This window comes from Bacteroidota bacterium, from assembly GCA_016722375.1.
In the GTDB taxonomy this organism is placed as follows: Bacteria; Bacteroidota; Bacteroidia; order Chitinophagales; family LD1; genus Bog-950.
In genome coordinates this window covers 315,379-335,683 of record JADKJG010000005.1, presented here as the reverse complement: position 1 = coordinate 335,683, position 20,305 = coordinate 315,379, and the positions used below count along the sequence as shown (strand labels likewise).

The 20,305-nt window shown below is 41.8% G+C and carries 13 protein-coding genes; 9 read left to right on the top strand and 4 right to left on the bottom strand.

All coding sequences use genetic code 11. The features are described 5' to 3' along the window. Window positions 1-165 precede the first annotated feature (165 nt). From IPP77_08870 to IPP77_08845, 6 genes are all read left to right on the top strand, one after another. Window positions 166-1,029: an ABC transporter permease gene (locus IPP77_08870; protein ID MBL0309767.1), complete on the top strand. Its 864-nt coding sequence runs from the start codon at window positions 166-168 to the stop codon at window positions 1,027-1,029. 4 nt (window positions 1,030-1,033) lie between these two features. Then, a complete protein-coding gene (locus IPP77_08865) occupies window positions 1,034-2,287 on the top strand; it encodes an ATP-binding cassette domain-containing protein (GenBank protein MBL0309766.1) in 1,254 nt (417 codons plus the stop codon). A 5-nt stretch (window positions 2,288-2,292) separates the two neighbouring features. Then, window positions 2,293-3,171, top strand: a complete 879-nt coding sequence (locus IPP77_08860) for a hypothetical protein (GenBank protein ID MBL0309765.1) — start codon at window positions 2,293-2,295, stop codon at window positions 3,169-3,171. 4 nt (window positions 3,172-3,175) lie between these two features. After that, a complete protein-coding gene (locus IPP77_08855) occupies window positions 3,176-3,967 on the top strand; it encodes a hypothetical protein (protein ID MBL0309764.1) in 792 nt (263 codons plus the stop codon). A gap of 3 nt (window positions 3,968-3,970) precedes the next feature. After that, entirely contained in the window at window positions 3,971-4,897 is a 927-nt protein-coding gene (locus IPP77_08850) for an alpha-1,2-fucosyltransferase (protein MBL0309763.1), read from the top strand. 400 nt (window positions 4,898-5,297) lie between these two features. After that, window positions 5,298-6,422 carry a GDP-mannose 4,6-dehydratase gene (locus tag IPP77_08845; protein MBL0309762.1) on the top strand — a complete coding sequence of 375 codons (1,125 nt, stop codon included), beginning with the start codon at window positions 5,298-5,300 and terminating at the stop codon, window positions 6,420-6,422. 12 nt (window positions 6,423-6,434) lie between these two features. Here IPP77_08845 and IPP77_08840 read toward each other — a convergent pair whose 3' ends face one another. The 4 genes from IPP77_08840 to IPP77_08825 form a co-directional block, all read right to left on the bottom strand. Beyond that, window positions 6,435-7,088 (bottom strand): MBL fold metallo-hydrolase, encoded by a 654-nt coding sequence (locus tag IPP77_08840; protein MBL0309761.1) that lies wholly within the window; start codon window positions 7,086-7,088, stop codon window positions 6,435-6,437. A gap of 9 nt (window positions 7,089-7,097) precedes the next feature. Next, window positions 7,098-8,189 (bottom strand): DegT/DnrJ/EryC1/StrS family aminotransferase, encoded by a 1,092-nt coding sequence (locus IPP77_08835; protein ID MBL0309760.1) that lies wholly within the window; start codon window positions 8,187-8,189, stop codon window positions 7,098-7,100. Window positions 8,190-8,207: 18 nt separating this feature from the next. Continuing rightward, complete coding sequence (locus IPP77_08830; protein ID MBL0309759.1) at window positions 8,208-9,536, bottom strand: hypothetical protein; 1,329 nt, start codon at window positions 9,534-9,536, stop codon at window positions 8,208-8,210. 65 nt (window positions 9,537-9,601) lie between these two features. Then, a complete protein-coding gene (locus IPP77_08825) occupies window positions 9,602-10,672 on the bottom strand; it encodes a PorP/SprF family type IX secretion system membrane protein (GenBank protein MBL0309758.1) in 1,071 nt (356 codons plus the stop codon). A gap of 248 nt (window positions 10,673-10,920) precedes the next feature. Here IPP77_08825 and IPP77_08820 point away from each other — a divergent pair, with 248 nt between their 5' ends. From IPP77_08820 to IPP77_08810, 3 genes are all read left to right on the top strand, one after another. Then, window positions 10,921-11,862 (top strand): hypothetical protein, encoded by a 942-nt coding sequence (locus tag IPP77_08820; GenBank protein MBL0309757.1) that lies wholly within the window; start codon window positions 10,921-10,923, stop codon window positions 11,860-11,862. An 821-nt stretch (window positions 11,863-12,683) separates the two neighbouring features. Beyond that, window positions 12,684-13,919 (top strand): NAD(P)-binding protein, encoded by a 1,236-nt coding sequence (locus IPP77_08815; protein ID MBL0309756.1) that lies wholly within the window; start codon window positions 12,684-12,686, stop codon window positions 13,917-13,919. 452 nt (window positions 13,920-14,371) lie between these two features. Continuing rightward, on the top strand, window positions 14,372-20,245 hold the full coding sequence (locus IPP77_08810; GenBank protein ID MBL0309755.1) for a T9SS type A sorting domain-containing protein: 5,874 nt from the start codon (window positions 14,372-14,374) through the stop codon (window positions 20,243-20,245). Window positions 20,246-20,305: the final 60 nt, after the last annotated feature.

Sequence of the window (20,305 nt, the reverse complement as noted above, 5' to 3'; positions counted from 1 at the left end):
GCGCTCCCTATCCTTGGGATTGGATGGTGATTGCACAAAGATTGAAATAATTGTCCTTATCCAAATGAAATTTACGGTGCTGGCTGGTATTATTTATATCTAAAATGCCCTTATTCCTATAATTCTTAATGACACTTGATATATTCGTCGGTTCAAGAAGGAGATATGGAGTCTATAGAAAAAATTGAAAGTAATTGGACTGAGGTGATAGCGCCTCGTCGAGGGATATTTGATATTAATTTGAGTCAGATTTGGCACTATCGTGATCTTATTGCATTATTCGTCAGGAGAGATTTTGTTTCGGTTTATAAACAAACCATTTTGGGTCCACTTTGGTTATTTATTCAACCGCTTTTTACAACCTTCACTTTTTTATTCGTATTCAATCGAATTGCCAAAATACCGACCGATGGGGTTCCGCCGGTGTTGTTTTATTTATCAGGGATAACTCTTTGGACATATTTTTCAGACTGCTTTACTAAAACTTCCAACACCTTCGTCGTAAACGCAGGAATTTTCGGCAAGGTTTATTTCCCCCGCTTGGTTTCTCCTATTTCTATCATCTTCTCCAACCTAATTAAACTTGCTATCCAAGGTAGCTTACTACTGGCGGTGTTAGTTTATTATATGGTTTTTGAAGGCACCCGATTAAATATTAATGTGACTTTATTTTCTTTGCCTTTTCTTATTGTTCTCATGGCCCTATTAGGACTTGGGCTTGGGATTGTTTTCTCGTCTTTGACTACCAAGTATAGGGATCTTGCATTTTTACTTCAATTTGGTGTTCAGTTGCTGCTTTATGCAACTCCGGTGATATATCCTTTGAGCTATACCACTGGGAAAATGAAACAGTTCATTTCTTTAAACCCTTTAACACCAATTATTGAATCGTTCCGCCATTCAATATTTGGTATCGGCCAGTTTGATATTGTAGGTTTGGGATATGCAACCTTATTTACCTTCATTGTTTTAATAGTTGGGGTAGTAGTTTTTAATCAGGTGGAAAAAAGCTTTATGGACACAGTTTGATTTTATGAGTAATACTGTAATTCAGGTAGAACATTTATTTAAACAATATAGACTTGGTCTGGTAAGTTCAGGTACATTAACTAATGATATTAATCGTTGGTTTCATCGGATTCTAGGTAAAGAAGATCCATATGAAAAGATAACTGGTGTCAATAAGCGTGACGAAACAACTAACGGCGAATATGTTTGGGCACTATCGGACATCAATTTTGAAGTAAAGGAAGGGGAGGTGTTGGGGATAATTGGGAGAAATGGTGCCGGCAAATCCACATTGTTGAAAATCCTTTCTAAGGTCACTGGGCCTACTAAAGGAAGTATTAAGGTGAAAGGCAGGATTGCATCACTGTTGGAAGTAGGAACCGGATTTCATCCGGAACTTACTGGTCGTGAAAATGTTTTTCTGAATGGAGCAATATTGGGGATGTCCAAATCAGAAATCAAATCAAAGTTTGATGAAATAGTGGCCTTTAGCGGAGTGGAAAGATATATTGATACGCCGGTAAAACGATATTCCTCCGGGATGTATGTACGTCTTGCTTTCGCAGTAGCAGCTCATTTGGAGCCGGAGATTTTAATCGTAGACGAAGTATTAGCGGTTGGAGATGCGGATTTTCAAAAAAAGTGTTTAGGCAAGATGAAGGATGTGAGCAGCAGAGGCAGAACCGTGCTTTTTGTGAGTCATAATATGAAGGCTGTTGCCAGTCTATGTCCAAGAAGTATATATATGGTTAATGGCGCTGTTGAATATAACGGTGAAACGGAAAAGGCTTTAAATATCTATCTGAATAAGCCAGATGTTCAGACTGACACATTATACTATACAGGAGACGCTATAGAAGACCAGAAAGATGGAATTAGATTGGTAAACGCACGAATAGTTAATGAGGCGGTCATTAAAAACAGTGACCCCGTTCAAGTGGAAGTTGAGTTGCATTTTGGAAAAAAAATACGTGAGTTTCATTTTAATATTCAGCTAAAAACAATCTCAGATATTCACTTGTTGCAGGCTTCCAGTGCTTCATTTGGCACAAATCCGGATGAGACCAAAAAGGTGACATTTTCAATTCCTGCACACCTATTGAATGAAAGTCAATATAAGATTAGCTTTAATTACGTTTTGGATAAGTCCCAAACTATTCATACCATTTATGACAAGTTGATTTTTACCGTAATTGAAGATTACAAGAACCATGATTTAAACTGGTATGGTAAAACACCCGGCTTACTTAACATGAAAATACCGTCCACCGTTATTTAATGAATATGAACGAATCAAAAACATTGCAAGCTAAAGATTGGATGAGAGCCACATCAGAAAGCCTTCTTTCTACTCTGAACTTATTACAAACTTTTTGTCCTTCTTGGCAAACGGAAAAGGAAAATCGAGATAAACAAGTTGCCTTTGTAAATAATTATGTGAAGGAAACACTTTTAAAACTTACAAACCATCATCCGGTATTTGGTCGACCGATTATTGAATCAGGACTATTTCAAAACATCAGGATAGAAAGTGTGGCAGACCTACAGGCAGGAATTGCACAAAAACTATTTGGAGTATATGAGATTGAAATCAAAGAAGACTTAGAGCGATTTTTGAAAAATAAGTATGATTATGTTTTAAATATTGGTGCAGCCGAAGGGCTCTATTCAATTGTATTTAGCAAAGCATTTCCCAGCACTCCAGTTTATAGCTATGAAGAGAGTTATCATACTCGGAAACTATTTAGAAAGTTGTGCGCAATCAATAATGCAGAGAATGTAGAAGTACTAGGCAGATTTGATGTAGAGGAGCTTGATAAGTTGAACAGCTCATTTAAAGGACTTGTTATCTGTGACTGCGAAGGTTTCGAAAATGTAATTTTTAGTCAGGCCAATATTCAAAAGTTTCTGAAAAGTGACATACTTATAGAGACTCACGACCACATGGTTCCCGGCACTACCACTAATATTCGCAACATTCTTGAGAAAAATTTTGAAGTGAAAATTGTGGAACAAATGTCGCTTGAATCAAGAGCATCTCTAATAAAAGAGAAGGCGTTCAACAATTTGGACATTGCCAGTAAGGTTGCCGCGCTCGATGAAGATAGAAACCCCCTTAATCGTTGGATTGTAGCTAGTCCGAAAATCAATTTGAATCTCTGACCTAATGAATAAGAAGGTTGTTATTTACACCGCTATTTTCGGTGACAAGGATGATGCCCCGATAATTCATAACCCTGAAAAGATAGATCTTTCGCATATTGATTTTTATTGTATCACCGATAATCCTGAGCTAAGAAGTATAGATTACAAAATGCAAGTAGTTAGCCGAAGGTTTTCAGACGTAACGAAAAATGCAAGGTATTTTAAAATTTGCGGGGCGCCAGAACTGTCGGGATATGATGTTGCTATATGGCATGACTCGAGCGTAGTTATTCATGCATCCCAAATTGAAAAGATTATTTCATTCTCCGCAAAATTTTCTTTAGCCACTTTCAGACATGGGCATATCTGCATTTATCCCGAAGCTCGACAGTGCATTGAGATGGGGAAGGACAGCCCTTTAAGAATTGCACTTCAGGTTATCTACTATGGCTTCATATTGAAATATCCTCGCAAGAATGGAGTGTACGAAACAACGATGCTCGTGAAAAATCTCCATGAGTATGATGGAAGTGAGCTGCAAAAAACATGGTGGAAGCATGTTCGCTGGTTCAGCCGGCGCGATCAATTATCATTGCCCGTGGCTAAATGGCTTTCGAATCAAGAAATTGGAATTTTAGAGGGAAAGGGATTTGATAATCCATATTCTACTTATAGGGGGCACCGTTATTATCATTATATCACAGGAAACCCCTTGTGGAAATTGAATAGTGCATGGCTGAAAAAAATTGGCGTCTGGGTAACTTATAAGGTAGAGCACTATCTTTCGAAAAAGGGATTAGTGAGGCAAACTTAAACCATGATTGTCACTCGCATCTTTCAGGGATTAGGAAATCAAATGTTTCAATATGCTTATGGTTTTGCCAGAGCCTATGAGTTGAAAACGGCTTTGAAAATTGACACTACCTATTATGAAAAACATTCCGAAGTTGAGCAGTGGGGATATAAATACAAAAGAGATTTCGGACTCAACCGGTTTAGAATATCTGCCGTCGAGGCAGACAAATCAGAGATAGAGCAGGTTATTTATCCAAAAGGGAAGAACCTGATTCAAAAATTGAAAAACCAATACCGATTACGATGGGCACCAGCAAATCACAAGTTTCAGATTAAAGAGAAGAATTATGAATTTGATTACGCCTTGTTGAATATTTTAGATAACACGTATGTAGAAGGTTATTTTACTGATGAGCGCTATTTCAAAAACGTATCAGCTCAGTTAAGGTATGAATTTACATTATTAAACAGACCATCAGACATTAACATAGAACTTATCACTAAAATGCAGAACAGCAATTCGGTCTGTATCAGCGTTCGGAGAACTAATTTTTTAAACAATCCTTTACACGGAACCTGTGGTGAAGAGTATTACTACAACGCCATGGATGAAATGGCGGCCAAAGTTGATGCTCCCACTTTCTATATATTTTCTGATGACAACCAGTGGTTAAAAAATCATTTCCGAAGTAAGCATAGCTACCAAATCATGGAGCACAATTACCCTGACTTCTACGAAGATTTCAGACTTATGGTTAGTTGCAAGCACCATATCATACCAAACAGTACTTATCCTTGGTGGGCTGCATGGTTGAGCAATAGCCCTTCAAAAATTGTAATTGCTCCGAAATACTGGCTCAACACTACCGAAATTAACTATTCTAATTTTGTTCCTGCAAATTGGATTAAACTGGAACATCAGATTAACACCAAATTCAGCGGTGATTAGCGAATTTTCCGCTCTATTTATGGTTTTTCTATACTCAGCCCCATAGCGATTAATATTTAATTGACGGTTTGGCGGATCATTATGTAAAACTCGAGTTTCCAAGGTGATAATTCAAGTTATCGGAGCAAAAGCTTGAGTTATCGCTCTAAAAACTCAAGCTTTCAAATCAAAAACTTCAATTTTTACACTGAAAACAATTGTTATCGGAGCGGAAATAACTATTTCTGCGCCTGAAACAACTGTTTCTGACGCGATAATTAAAATTTAAGTACGAAAAACTGGAGTTTTAAGCAAAGAAATTAGTAGTCTTAGATACCACTCTTTATAATTGCGGATTGTTGGGGTATCTGGATTAGGGGATGTATATTTTGAGGAGATTTTGAATAATATTAAAAGCAGAATGAAGAATATTTTAATCACAGGCGGTGCTGGCTTTATCGGCAAAAGGTTGATAGAAAAACTAGGGGGGACTCTAGAATTAAAAATTTCAGTATTGGATAATCTGGACAAGCAAATTCATGGTCTGAATCCCGACATTGAATATTTTAAGAAAAACACCAATTTTATCGTTGGTGATGTTCGCAATGAGGATTTGGTTGAAACTCTTGTTTCCAAAGCCGATTCCATCATTCACTTGGCGGCCCAAACCGGAACCGGTCAATCCATGTACCAGATAAGGAACTATACCGATGTCAACTGTATGGGAACTGCTGTGTTAATGGAGGCTGTTTCAAAACACAAATCAAATGTGGCAAAGGTAGTAGTGGCGTCCTCGCGAGCTGTTTATGGCGAAGGTAAATACACTTGTGCCACGCATGGAGTACAATACCCCGGACAGAGAAACGATGCGGAAATGAAGTCTGGAATTTTCAATCCTGTTTGTCCGATATGCAATAGTCAATTAGCGCCTTTGCCAACCGATGAATCATCGCCGGTTAAACCTGTGTCGGTTTACGGGCTTTCAAAATATTATCAAGAAGAATTAGTAAAAATCGCCTGTGGCTCTATGCAGATTCCTTATACCATCCTTCGTTTTCAGAACGTATATGGTGCGGGCCAGTCTTTGAAAAATCCTTATACAGGAATACTTTCTATTTTTTCAAGTTTGATTTTGGGAGATAAAAAGATGAACGTGTTTGAAGATGGTTTAGAAAGCCGTGATTTTATTTGTGTAGATGATATATGTGACGCCATTATTCAGTCTTTGAAGGATGAAAACGCAAACAATCAAATCTTTAATGTCGGCTTGGGTCAGGCAGTTTCTGTTTTAGATATTATTCAATACTTAGCCGAGGCATACGAAAAAAAGCCTGAGTATTTTGTATCGGGCAATTACAGAGCAGGAGATATCCGGCACAACTACGCCGACATTTCCGCTATTAAAAATGCCATTGGTTTTCAGCCAAAAGTCTCACTTAAAGAAGGGATACAAAAATTAGCTGACTGGGTAATGACGCAACCCTTAGAAACAGTTGCTTATGAAAAGAGCCTTTCTGAAATGAAAGAGAAGAAACTTTATAAATAGCCAAGGAATGGATTAGGCGAGAAATCCCTGTTGTATAAACGGATTATTCAGTCGTTCGAATCCAATGGATGTTTCGGGCCCATGTCCTGAATAAACCTTCACATCATCGGGCAATGCCATCATTTTTTCAGTAAGTGTCTTGTATAAAACAGTACCATCAGATCCGGGCAAATCATAACGGCCTATGCTTCCATAAAACAATACATCGCCGCTAAAGAGGAGCTTTTCGGATTCGTTATAGAATGAAAGGCTTCCCGGAGAGTGACCCGGTGTAAAAAGTACATGAAAGGAACTTTCCCCAAACTTGATTATGTCCGGCTCTTTTAGAAATATTTTGGGCAATGGCGAAGATTCACAATAAAAGCCAAACATTTTTCCGTATTCCGGTGCGCTGCGCAATAGCGGCAACTCCAACTCATGAATTTCAGGTAATAGGCCATACTTATCAAAAACAAATTTATTTCCCGGAACATGATCAATATGGCAGTGTGTGTTTAGCAAACGAACCGGATTCAAACCAAGGGATTCGATTCCTTCAACCAGTTCTGCTTTTTCCTTTTCATTAGAGCAGCCCGGATCTATGATGACACATTCCTTTGTTTCATCAGAAACCAAATAGGTGTTTTCCATAAAAGGGTTAAAAGTAAGTTTGTGGACTTTGAGCATTTTGTTTTGTTAGGATTTGAACCGGATAACCTGACGAATTATTTGACAGATGCGTTTAACCTGTTCGTTTTCCAACTCGAAGTAAAGAGGTAAACATAAGGCTCTTCTGGAAATATCTTCGCTGACCGGGACGCTGTATTTCTTGACGTAATTAAGCGTTGAAAGACTGGGATAAAAATAGCGACGAGGATAGATAAACTCAGCATTCAATGCATCACGAATATGCAGCAGAGTCTTTTCGTTTTCAAGAACAATAGGATAGTACGCATAATTGTATTCTGTTTCAGCAGGTATTTCGGGCCTCCGTATATTTAGCCCTCCGGATAGAAGCAGTTCATCATACTGTTCTGACAATTCCTTCCTCTTCTTGATTATTTCTTCAATATAGGGAAATACACACAAACCCATTGCGGCATGAAACTCAGAGTTCTTTGCGTTAATTCCCAAACCCCAAAAGTCTTCTTGTCCTTTATGTCCAAAATTGCGCATATAAGAGAATCGGTGGGCGTTCTGTTCATCATTTGTAATGATGGCACCACCCTCAACTGTGTGAAATAGTTTAGTCGCATGAAAACTGAGTGTAGAGGCGTCGCCATAGTTCACCAATGGAACTCCCTTATACTTAACACCAAATGCGTGCGCCGCATCATAGACTACCTTCAGGTTATACTTCTTGGCTATTTTTTCAATGGCTTCAATATGGCAAGGAATACCATAAACATGGGTAGCGAGGATAGCAGATGTCTTAGCGGTAATACATCGCTCAATTTCAGTGGGGCTGATAGTTAAGGTCTTTTCATCTATATCTGCAAAGACCGGTTTGCAATTCTCCCAAACAATGGAAGACGTAGTGGCAACGTACGAAAACGGCGTCGTAATAATCTCCCCCTTCAACTCTAAACCTTTTATGGCGATTTGTAAAGCCGAAGTACCATTATTCAGAAATAAAAAATGATTTGCCTGAAAGTAATGTTTCAACTTCTCCTCCAACTCCGTCAAAATTGGTCCGTTGTTGGTCAGATGTGCGCGCTGCCATATCTCCTGGAGATAGGCTTGGTATTTTTCAATCGGAGGAAGAAAAGACCTAGTAACGTGAATCATGCTTCTGCTTTAAAAAGATTATCCATACTTGATTCGGTATCTTGTTACCGAAATCAACACAACAAAGAAAGGTAAAATGGGGATTTTGTAACGAACCAAAGCTCCGTAATTAAAACTGGTCATTCCTACAGCAATACCGATGGCAACAATAAAAAGGATACAGAACATGACAATATGGTCTTTCGACAACACACTAAAGGCTCGATATACCCGGATATTTATAAAAACTGTAGAGAAGTAGTATAAGAAAATCAAACTTTCGATTCCAGAAACCAGCATCACCACATTTTTTATCTGCCACACAAAGGGGCCAAAAAGTGTGATAGCTAATGCCAGTGGAGCCTTGCGCATGATACCCGCTACACTATAGTCCACATCATCGCCCAGCGAATAAAACGAACCGCCCTGTGTTTCTCCCAGGGTAGTATGCCAACTGTGAAAGCCCTCCGCCTTTTTTTGTAAACTCTCCATGCTGTACGACTCTACCATGTTGCCAAAACGTTCCACAAAAACAAGCGAGCCTACTAAACCAATACCTATAAATACTGGCAAAGCAACAAAACGAACCACAGCGCTTTTAAATAGATTTCGATAATAGACTGCGGTCATAAGCAACAAGCCCGGGGCAATGGTATAGACCAAAAACCCACGAATCTGTGATATGATATAAACCACTATCATCAGCATGAATAGGTTTCGAATAATTTTTCTTTTTCGGATAACCAGGTCATAATAAGTGCAGAAGAAGAGCATGATGCTTCCGAGCATGATAGAATCTTTCCCGACACCGGAACCCCAGAAAACAACTGATGGAACCATGAGAAAAGCGATGACAAAATCTTTTTCAAGTTTTGGATATAGAGACACAAAAAGACGGAATGCCCGCCAGACAAACAGGTAGCTGACAAACCCAAACATGATATTACAGACAATAAAGGAATTCAAACTCAATATGCTGATGATGGAGCCCAGCCGAATAACCGTCAGACTGGCAGTGCCGCGCAATATATAAGCTACTACCATTCGGTTGGCCTGATAAGCACATTCAGGTGGATAGAGTTCATTCCAGGAGGTCATAAAACTGAAATAGCGATCCGGTTGGCTGAAGGCCAATTTAGAAAGAGGCTTCATAGCGTTATAAAAGCTCATGGCATCGCCGTTGCCGTAGTAAAAGATATAGATGAAGGAAAAGCCAAGCGCGCCCCCCATTTTGTAGTTTAACCCTCGGATGAAGTTGCGTTGATATACCGGATCGTGTGCATTGCGTTTTCGGATCTGGAAAGCGATGAGATAGAAGAGGCCAAGATAAAGAGGCAACAGCAGAAAGTCTATCGTTTCAAAATACATATCGCGAACGTAAATAAAAAAAGGGCACCCCTTGGGACGCCCTTCTATCTGTTTATTTTATTTAACTAAAACTTTGGACAGTAGATGGTCGAAGGTCCTCTCTTCTTGCATTTGCCAATATAGGTAAGGCCGATTTCAAATCCACCGTAAGAACGAGTGCCGCTGATTAGTTTAGAGACGTTAATATCATAACCTAATCCCAAATTAAAACCTAACCAATCTACTCCGGCAGTCAGCACTACGGATTCTGCATTGATAGCTTTGTCTTTCCAAGGGGCACTTGCGTCGCCGCCCACCAAGCGCATCATCGCGCCAAAACGGAAGGCTGCTCCATTCGGTTCTCTTTCTTCAAAGAGTACGCGAACATCGGTAGCAATCATCAACTCCATAGATTTTCCCTGCATCATGAAGATAAATTTCGGCTGTAGATCAAATCTTCCTTTTATCGGAAAAATAATTCCTCCGTGACCGGCAAATTTCATGTTGAGGCGAACATTGCGGTCGCCGAGAAAAGAAATGTTCGGACGGTTGATGTGATATGCCGAAGCTCCTAAATACACATTCGTCCTTTTGCTCAATTTCATGTACCAAAGCAAACCGGCGTTCACGTCCCAATACAGTTTGTTGTTATCCACCAAAAATTCGTTGGTAGGCAACAAGGCATTGTAGCTGTTTCCATCCCACTGACTGCCAAATTGTAATCGGGAATAGTCAATGCTTTGATAAAAAATCTGTGAACTGAATCCCAGTGCCAGATAGTTGGTGCCTTTACTGTTTAATGATTTATGATAAGCCAGACCCAAACCTCCGATGGTATAACCAAAGCGGGATTCACCGGCTTTATCGCTCAAGAAATGAGCGCCAAAACCAAAGGCATCTTTCTTTCCAAAGCCGCGGTTGGTGCGGAAATCGGCAGAGAAGGTATAGGTGCGATACATCGGCACCTGCTCGCTGCGCAACACCGAGCCCCATTGGCTGCGGAATAATCCTGTTAAACGATAGCAGCCATCAAAAGCCCCCGTCAATGCCGGGTTCAAATACATGGGTGCCATATAGAATTGCGATAAGTGCGGGTCCTGTGCTGAGGCGCAGAAAAGCGTCAGTGACAATAGCAGCGTGGGTATAATTCTTTTCATTCTCCGGTTTTAATTGACGGTCTAAAGTAAAAACTTTTTGATTTTACCAAATTTTCCTTTCAACGAGGATAACTATTCTGTATTCTTTTAGCGAAAAACAGGACTAAATGTTTCGATTTTCGGCTTCTTATTTAATCGCTTAGCAAATATACAAGTCAAGACGGGGTTGATACAAGTTCCGTTGTGTGTAGCGCGAAAAAATATTTCTTTTTATTTTAGCCCTGCTTTCGCTAAAAACCATATTTGATATGAGCCGGGTCATCACGCCAAACCGATTTTTAGAGCAATTGACTTTATTGAAGAACATAAAGGCAAAGCATGATTTGGATGGCCCCGCCAGTGTGTTGCTTCCTTATCTTTTGCAGCAGGAAATTGACCTGAATGTATTGGCCGCTATCGCTACGGCGGCGTTGGCACGTGACGAAAGCCGTCAGACATGCCAAAGCGAAAAAGAAAAGAACCGGGAACTGCGCGACGTGAAGTTTGGACCCGTGATGAAACGCTTGCGCGCCGAGGTGCAATTTCTGAAAAATCTTTTTTCGGATAATGTACACGAATTGGGAAACTGGGGAATTACGGTGAATGGCAAAGGGCGCATCGTTTATCCGGCATCTATCGAGAAACGGGCGGTGGTGTTTGCTAATTTTAAGACGAAGCATGAAACCTATCCGGTGGGCAGCCGTCCCTTGCAGGTATATCTGGATTTGCATGGCATAGATATGGCGGCTGATAGTGTTTTGGTGGGCGAAGCGCTGGATAGGCACGAAGATTTTATGAAGGCGGCCAAGAACGAGGAACAGGAAACGGAGCTTCGGAATAAAATATGGAAACCGGTGGTGGGCGAGTTGCGCGGCGTGGCCAATTATTTGAAAAAATTATTCACGGGCAATACACAGGCGCTCGGAGATTGGGGTTTTGTGGTGAATAGCAGCCCGAAAAAGCACCACGAGCGAACCACGAGGCTGCGCCCGAAAATGAAACGAAGGGTGCGGTCGGTGATACGGGGTTCTTTGTTCAAGAATTTGGGAGCAACTGAACTACATTTGTATGGAGGAAAGAAGGGGGCTTCCGTGCCTTTGATAGTTCCTCCCGAAACGGAGGTGAAGCTGCCTCGAGGATACAGCAGTTTGACCGTTTTTAATACATCTATGAATGATTTTGGAAAACATAAGGTCATTTTGAGCCAGTAGAAGGTCGGATTTTTATTAGATAAGGTCGGTTATAAATTATAAAAGGTCATTTTTGAATATAAAAAGGTCGGATGTTGGTTAAAAAAGGTCATTTCTATAGGAGAAAGGCGGAAGGGAATGGCTGGAAGGTGAGTAAACTACAAAAGTCTTAAAGACTTTTGTAGTTTCTATTTCTACGCAAGCCCGGCAACCGAAGCGCCAACCAGAACAATTTCGGAGAGTAAGACATGATAAGGTATTGGGAAGATGACAAAACAAATGCTGTCTGTGTATTTTAGCTCCGTAGGAGCTATATGTTTGGTAGTAAATAAGTCGCAGCTCATTTAAGTTCCGTAGGAACGTACGATACGAAACAATCGGTCGCCGCGATAGGGCTTAGCTTAGTATGATTGAAATCTTCCTGTCAAAGGCTTTGGCCCTACGGGTCAAGCAACCAGTACTACATAACATTATATAAGGTTCTGAACAGTTATGGTTACAGTCTATGTCGCGGAGTTCAACTACAAAAGTCTTTAAGACTTTTGTAGTTTATAAATTAAAAGTTTCTCAAAGACAATCTGTTTAAAGAAGCGCTAAGCCCGCGGCAGGGATAGAGCCGGCATCCTTTTTCTTTCCAAAATATTTTAGAGTTAAGAAAAAGATATAGGCGAAAGCCCGGCTGCCGCCATCCTCATTAATTTTATTGCGCAGGCGAGGTTTAATGTGGTGCGTTTAGGCCGCCATGCTCGGCGGGTCTCTGATTCAAATCATAGAATGGATTGGTTTTCAATTTTAATATTGCGCCTCGTTGATTTTCAATCTCAGCGGGTTTAATTTTTTATATGGAAGCGAAGTATGATTATGATGTTGTAGTAGCTGGCGCGGGGCCGGCGGGGCTGTCGGTTGCGGCTGAATTGAGTAAGGATTTTAAGGTGTTGGTGTTTGATCGTCGCCTTTCTGCTATTCCGGGGGCTACTTGGTATAGTTATGAGGATCGGATGATTACTTATGGATTGGAAGAGGCAATTGCGAATCGTTGTTCGTCGTTAATATATGAGTCGCCGAACCATCGGCACGAGATGAAGGATGATTGCATTGTGGTGGATGAGAAGGCGGTATTTGAAATATGGCAAAAGCGAATATTGGATAATAAGGGGGAGATAAAGCGGATGAAGCTGGTGTCGTGTTCTTCGGATAAGGATGGGGTGGTGGTTCACGCAGATAAGCAGCATATACGCGCCCGGTTGCTGATTGATTGTACGGGAATTGGTTCGCCTATTTTGCGCAAACATCGGCTCGTGAAACATATCAATTCGTGGGTGTGTTATGGATATTCGCTTTTGGCCGAGAATGTGAATGCGGATCAGATTCACTTTGCGCCTTTGAATGATGAGATCAACACGTATGTTGGGATACATCCCACCTCGGCGACGGAAGTGAACTTTTATGTCTTCGTGAATGTTGAAAATGAAGTGGGCGATAGTTCAAAGCTGAAGCAGAGTTTTGAGATGGCGCGCGAAAAATATTTTCCCAATGCGAAGAAGCAAAGGCTGATAGAAGGAAAAATAATTTCGGGAGAATTGAAACGCTATGCTTTGGATCATGTGGTGTTTTTTGGCGAAGCGGGCATGTTGACTCCGCCGGGAATTGGTATGGGTTTCAATGAGATATTGGTACAACATCGTCCCTTCACCGAAGGGATTGCGCACTTGATGCGCACCAACCGGCTTCGAGCAAGCCATCTCCAAAAGCTTTCGCTGAGTCTGCGAGATAAAGAAACCATCAACTTCCAGCGAATCATCGGTAAGTTTTCATACTACTTCAACTTTGAGCCGTCGAAATATGATGGAGGTGTTCAATGGTTAAACAAGATGGGCCACGATAGCAAGTATTGGATGCGGAACGAGATAAATATGGCTTGGATAAAAAGTGGAGTTATTAATCTGAACAATATTTTTACGCTAAAGGAAGTGCTAAGGGTGATGCCCGCTAAAGATTTTTTGTTTATAGCAAAGCATTTCCTCCGCTTTCTAAACAATGCGCTCTCCGTTGAAATCAGGAATTATCGAGGCAAATAATTATTTGCGCGGATGTCCTTAGATAACCTTTGAAAAATCTTCTTTAGGAGTGACCCACCTCCGGAAGCAAAAGTCTTTAAGGCTTTTGTAGTTTATATAGAGCGCGGGTTTAATAGAACACCTTTTGGTTTACAAGTTTTAGCGCGCTCGATACTTCATTCTTTATGTCGCATACAAGTTTTAGCTTGTAATAAAGTGACGACATGTTGAAACCTTAATTGCCCTTTAGAGTATAATGTATTAAGACCCGTAATACTCCCTCCGATTACGGTTCTCTTTGAACTATCTTCCTAACTGACAACCACCCCTCGTTGTTGAGAAACGGTCAGGTATTTTCAGAGTAAGTTTTAGGTGATTTATTTTTTGGAAAAAAACGTAGTTGGCCCAAAGAGGCTTGGAGTATGGTTATGGAGGAATGTTTATTGCCCAAAAAAAGTAAGTACCGGTATCGGTTGAGTCAATTAGTAAGAGACACGTTTGGTTTTCTCTTGCTTTTATTCTCCACCCATACTTATGCGGTTACTAAAACCTCTGTTGCTACAGGCAACTGGAGTGACTCGGCAATCTGGAGCCCGGGCGGCGTGCCGGCTTCGGGGGATGATGTGGTGATTCACGGTGGAAATGTGGTAACGATAGATAGTGTTTTCACTTGTCGTAATTTGGATGTCAGCGATGCGACTTCCGGAACTACTACTTTAAAAATTATTACAGCAGGATGCGGTATGACCATAACGGGCGATCTGCGCATCAATCCCAACAACAGGGCAAGCACCATTGTGCTGGATGCAGGGCCTGGTGTGGTCAATGTTTCAGGTACCTTCAGCACCTGGGGAACAGCCGGAACTAATTCATTTAGAATCGGATTAGGCGGTGTGCTCACCTTTGCTCCCGCCGTTACAATATCCGCATCCACCCAATACATCACATTTTATGCTGCTGGAACGGTTAATTTTAATTCCTCTTTCACAGATAACTATAACAGGTTAACCACCTATGCCGCCTGTATAGTGAATTTCAAAAGTTCTTATACGGTGAATACAACTAGTGCCAGTTGGGCAGCTAAAGGCACGGCCTATTTTTCAAGTACCGGCAGCATTACACCAAACACCAACCTTACGCTGTATGCCGTGGTGTTTAATTCAACCGCCAGAACCACACTAAACGATAGCGCGGGAACGGTAATTATAGGTGGACTGGTTACACTGTCTTCCGGTGCTGTGTTTACTTGCCGCAAAGATATAGAGGTGAACGGTGCCTGGACCAATAATGGAGGTACTTTTAGTGCTACCGGCAAGACGGTCACTTTTAATACGGGTGTTATCATTAGCGGCTCGGCTGCAACGACTTTTCCAAATATCAAAATAGGACAAGAAAGCAGTGCGGCGACCAAGGCTATCACTATGAACAATAATAATTCGTGTACGGGTCTTTCGTTCAGCAGCGCTGCACGAGCGCGAACACTGACTATTTCGACGGGTGTTACCTTGACGATTAACGGGGATTTAACCATCAATCAGAATACAGGTAATTATCCCAACACCCTATCGGTGAATGCAGGAAATTGTTTGGTGAGCGGAAACCTCATTTTTACCGGAACGGACAATACCGCAAGCCAGTATGGAAAAATAGGGATAACCAGCGGAGCTTTTACCTTGAACGGAAATGTCACCTGGATGAATAATACGGCAGTAGTCACTGAAGTGATTACGGTAAGCACCGGAAGTCTTATCTTTAATAGTTCTGTAACGATGGGTGATGGCACCGGAACCGTATCTGTAACCGGCGCCGGTGTAGTTAACTTTAACGGCACCACTGCACCCTCATTTACTTTTGGCGGCGCATCAACGGCTCCGGTATTTACTACCGCAGCCGGATCAACAATCAACTTTGCCAAAGGCTTTACCAACAATACAAACACGCTTACTTTCTACTCAACCAGTACGGTAGTCTTTACCGGTAACGGGGCAATTACTCCAAACGCCAATATTACTTTTGGAAAAGTGACGCTCAACACGAATGATACCTTAAATGCCGGAGCAGGGTATGTAAAAGTAGCGGGAGTTTTTACGCTTGCTTCAGGCTCTTCATTTATAACAAATAAAAGTTTTGAACTGACAGGGAACTGGGTTAATAACGGAGGAACGCTCGATGCCGCAAATGATACCATTTTTCTAAACGGTACCGCTCAAACTATCAGCGGCACCTCCTCTACTTCCTTTACTACCCTTCAAATGGGCACTGCTTCTGCTATTACGGTGGTATGCACCATGAATAACAGCAATACCTGTACTAACCTGACATTCTCTACGTTTACCAAAGGGCGAACGTTGTCATTAGGAACAGGATCCATATTGACCATCAACGGAGATTTGAACATGAATCAGGCTACTGCAGCGGTTACCAATTACCTGAATATAAACACCGGCACTTGTATCCTGAATGGGAATCTAATTTTCACCGGCACCGTTAATACCACTACTTATGCCTGTAAGGTAGCAGTCACTACGGGCTCATTTACGTTAAATGGAGATATTACCTGGATGAGCAATACCGTTGTTGCTACGGAGGTAATCAGCGTCACCACCGGTACATTGACCTTTGCCAATTCATTAACCATGGGGCAAGGCTCGGGTACCATAACAGTATCCGGTGCGGCCACGGTGAATTTTAACGGCACTTCTGCTCCCTCTCTAAATTTCGGAGGCGCAGTCACCAGCCCGATATTTACCACCGCAGCAAATTGTACAATTAATTTTTATGCCGGATTTACTAATAATTCTGTTGCATTTACTTTTAAATATCCCAGCACTGTGGCATTTACCGGCAACGGAACGGTCACTTCTAATGCAGCGATAACGTTTAGTAGTATCCAGATAAACTCAGGAGCCACGATGACTTTGGGCGGTAATATTTATATTAAAGGAAACTGGACAGACTTGGGGACTTTTGTGCCGAGTACCTATATCACTAACTTCAACGCAGTCAGCCCCAATATACAAACCATCTCTCGAGTTGGCGGAGAAACTTTTTCCAGTCTAACTGCATCGGTTACCGGGGCTACATTGTTTCTTGCAAACAATATTATGGTTACTAGCTTATTTACCATGGGTGGACATGGCATTAATTTGAACGGAAATACTTTGACCTTGGGGGATAATGCATCTGCCTCATTGACCCGTACTGCCGGAATTGCTTACGGGGGCACTTGGAAGAGATGGTTTCCTGCTTCTGCCATTACCAGTAGTTCAGGCGCTTACTTGGGATTGTTTCCGATTGGCACCTCTACCGATTATCGTCCGATCGCTATTAATACCACAGTAAGCCCCACCACTGCCGGATATGTGATGGCAACCCACGTGAGCGCTACCTCCATCACCTTGGTTACCTATACGGATAATGAAGGTCACAACATCCAGGACATTTCGGATATGAACTCTACTCTTTCCACTTCAGACTTAGCAGGAGGAACCTACAAGATAGATATGTATTTCACCGGTTTTATGAATGCTGGAGTTACTACTGATTTGAAGTTAGAAACCTATACGGGTGCCACTATGGGTTCGGCAGGAACCAGCGCGGCAACGACCGGTACGGTGATTAACCCTACCGTAAAAAGAACCTTGCTAACGGTTGCTGACTTGAACAATGTTTGGGTAATAGGAAGTAAAAATCTTGCCAGCACTCCTCTTCGCCAGTTTTACTTTTCGCGCAAGACCGGCAATTGGAATGACGTAACAATTGGAGCTGGAACCTGGTCTTATACTCCCGGTGGAGCTGGAGCCAGTTGTGATTGTACGCCTTCCGGTACCGGATATGCCATTATCAATAGCGGACATACCGTTACCATCACTTCAAACGCTTCGATAGATTATATCGAAATCAATTCGGGAGGAACGCTGAAAGACAATGGAACTGCTACCTTAACGGTGAATCGGGATATTCGTCTTTCCGGTACCGGCACATTCAATAATAGCAGTTCCTGGACGATTACAGGCGGTATGTATCTTGATTCAACATCTGCAACAACCAGTACAGGAACCATCACCATCAACGGAGATCTTAACATTCCGGCAGCAGCTATATATACTCAAACCTCCGGGACATTGAACCTTGTGGGAGATGGCATGATTGACGGAACCATCGTGGTGAGTACCGCTACAGTAAGTTTGAGTGGTAGTAGCACTGTATTAAGTGGTAACGGGGCTTTCATCAGTACCGGAACTTCTACTTTTAATATGAGCAATAACCGAGAAATATCTGTTGGTTCTAATCTGACCATAGGTTCTGCAGCCACCCCTGTAACATTTGCTATCACCGGCGCTAAAACGATGACTAATTATGGCACCGTTAAAATATATGGCAACCTTACCGGTACGGTTGCCGGTTCTACCTGGCTTAATGCGGCGAATTCATCACTTGAGGTAACCGGAAGTCTGCTGACCACCGGTACTCTGAATGTTTCATCCAGCCCCAATACAGTAAAATATAGCGGCACTGGCTCACAAACCATCAAGGCTCCTGCCAGTACATACTATCGCCTCGTGACTTCCAACTCAGGAACAAAATCTCTTCCTGCAAATATTGCGATTGATGATGCAGTTACCATTCAGGATTCTTCCATTTTGGATATGATCACCTACGTTTTGACCGGGTCTGCTGATTTGAACATGACTGGGAATAGTGAATTAAAATTGCAGCGCAGCACCAACGGAACCTATCCGGGATTAACGGGTGATTTCAACCTTTCTGGCGGTACGGTCACAATCAACCAAACCGCAAACACGGCCACCTTGGCTCCTGCCCGCTACCACCATGTTAAATTTACCGGCAGCCGTCCCTACGATATTTCAGGTGTGGCAAATATTGATGGTAATTTTACAGTCCAAGGATCTTCAACCTTGATTAATAATATGGAATTAACCGTAGGTGGGATATTTACTTATGCCAGTTCGGCTACTACAACGTTGAATGACGATTTGCACACAGGGGGTATTACGCTCTCCGCCGGGACATTAGCCGATGGAGGCAACACTATTTCTATTACCGATACAGCAGGATGGGAAAATAACGGTGGCACCTATAGTACGACCGGATTAGCCATTTTTTCCGGCCTTGTTCCCCAAAAGATTAAAGGAAATACATCCACCACCTTTAATGCGCTTGAAATAAATAACCCCTCGGGGGTCACTCTGAGCCTGAGTGGTTCTGCTTCTGCCATAGTGAGCGATGCGCTTATTTTAGCCAAAGGGCTGTTAACTACAACTACGGAACAAAAACTCATCATGCTCAATGGTTCTACGGCTTCCGGCGGCTCTGACATAGCCTATATCAATGGCCCGATGGTTAAAGTAGGCAACGATGATTTTGTATTTCCCATTGGTGGAGGAGGAAGATGGAGAAGAGTGGGCATCAGCGAAATCAGCGATAGCTTGACTGAAGTTACAGCCGAATATTTCCCTAGGGCATATTCCAACCTGACACCTATAGTTCCTCCATTATATAACATCAGCGATCGCGAATACTGGAATGTGAGCCGGGAAATATCCAGCGATTCGATAAAACTAACTTTATTCTGGGAGGATGTTATTCAATCGGATGGATGGGAATGTGACCATATTACTGTTGCTCACTGGAAAGACAATCAGTGGATAGATGAGCCGGCCAAAGTGGTCAGTGGTTCTTCTTGTAATTTGGGCGGCAAGGGAAGCATTCAAACTATCGGATACGTTAACTCATTTAGCCCTTTTACCCTTGGAGGATATACTCTCCACGCATTGCCGATTGAGTTGGTATCGTTTAATGCGATGCCTCAGAATAATTTTGTTCAAGCAAAATGGACGACAGCACTCGAGATTAACAATGATTATTTTACGCTAGAGCGAAGTGAAGACGCTGTCCACTTTGAAGAAGCTGGTCAAGTAGAAGGCGCTGGAAACAGCACCACCGAAATAGCTTATGAATTCACTGATGAACATCCATTTTACGGAACCTCATATTACAGGTTGAAACAAACAGATTTTGATGGGCAATACACCTACTCTAATATTGTTTCTGTAACAATGAAAAATGAAAGTAGGTTTACCTTATATCCCAACCCAACTCAAGGAGACATTTATTTGGGCATCACTCATCCTTCCGACAAAATAAATGTACAAATCTATGACCTAAACGGGCAAAAGGTCATGTCAGAAATTTTTGACGGCGAGACCGAAACTTCTGTTCAAACATTGAGTATTCATGTCAATCATCTATTGCCTCCAGGAATATATTTCGTCAAGATATCTACAGGGGACAGTAATGCAACTGAAAAGATGATTGTCCAATAAAATGATTCTATACGCAATGATTCTATACGCAGGAGGCAAAAAGTGAGCCTGAACAAATCA

Coding starts and splice junctions, on each gene's coding strand:
- IPP77_08830 (MBL0309759.1), bottom strand. CDS start 9,536: ATGTATTTTGAAACGATAGACTTTCTGCTGTTGCCTCTTTATCTTGGC.
- IPP77_08835 (MBL0309760.1), bottom strand. CDS start 8,189: ATGATTCACGTTACTAGGTCTTTTCTTCCTCCGATTGAAAAATACCAA.
- IPP77_08855 (MBL0309764.1), top strand. CDS start 3,176: ATGAATAAGAAGGTTGTTATTTACACCGCTATTTTCGGTGACAAGGAT.
- IPP77_08820 (MBL0309757.1), top strand. CDS start 10,921: ATGAGCCGGGTCATCACGCCAAACCGATTTTTAGAGCAATTGACTTTA.
- IPP77_08825 (MBL0309758.1), bottom strand. CDS start 10,672: ATGAAAAGAATTATACCCACGCTGCTATTGTCACTGACGCTTTTCTGC.
- IPP77_08850 (MBL0309763.1), top strand. CDS start 3,971: ATGATTGTCACTCGCATCTTTCAGGGATTAGGAAATCAAATGTTTCAA.
- IPP77_08860 (MBL0309765.1), top strand. CDS start 2,293: ATGAACGAATCAAAAACATTGCAAGCTAAAGATTGGATGAGAGCCACA.
- IPP77_08870 (MBL0309767.1), top strand. CDS start 166: ATGGAGTCTATAGAAAAAATTGAAAGTAATTGGACTGAGGTGATAGCG.
- IPP77_08840 (MBL0309761.1), bottom strand. CDS start 7,088: ATGCTCAAAGTCCACAAACTTACTTTTAACCCTTTTATGGAAAACACC.
- IPP77_08865 (MBL0309766.1), top strand. CDS start 1,034: ATGAGTAATACTGTAATTCAGGTAGAACATTTATTTAAACAATATAGA.
- IPP77_08845 (MBL0309762.1), top strand. CDS start 5,298: ATGAAGAATATTTTAATCACAGGCGGTGCTGGCTTTATCGGCAAAAGG.
- IPP77_08815 (MBL0309756.1), top strand. CDS start 12,684: ATGGAAGCGAAGTATGATTATGATGTTGTAGTAGCTGGCGCGGGGCCG.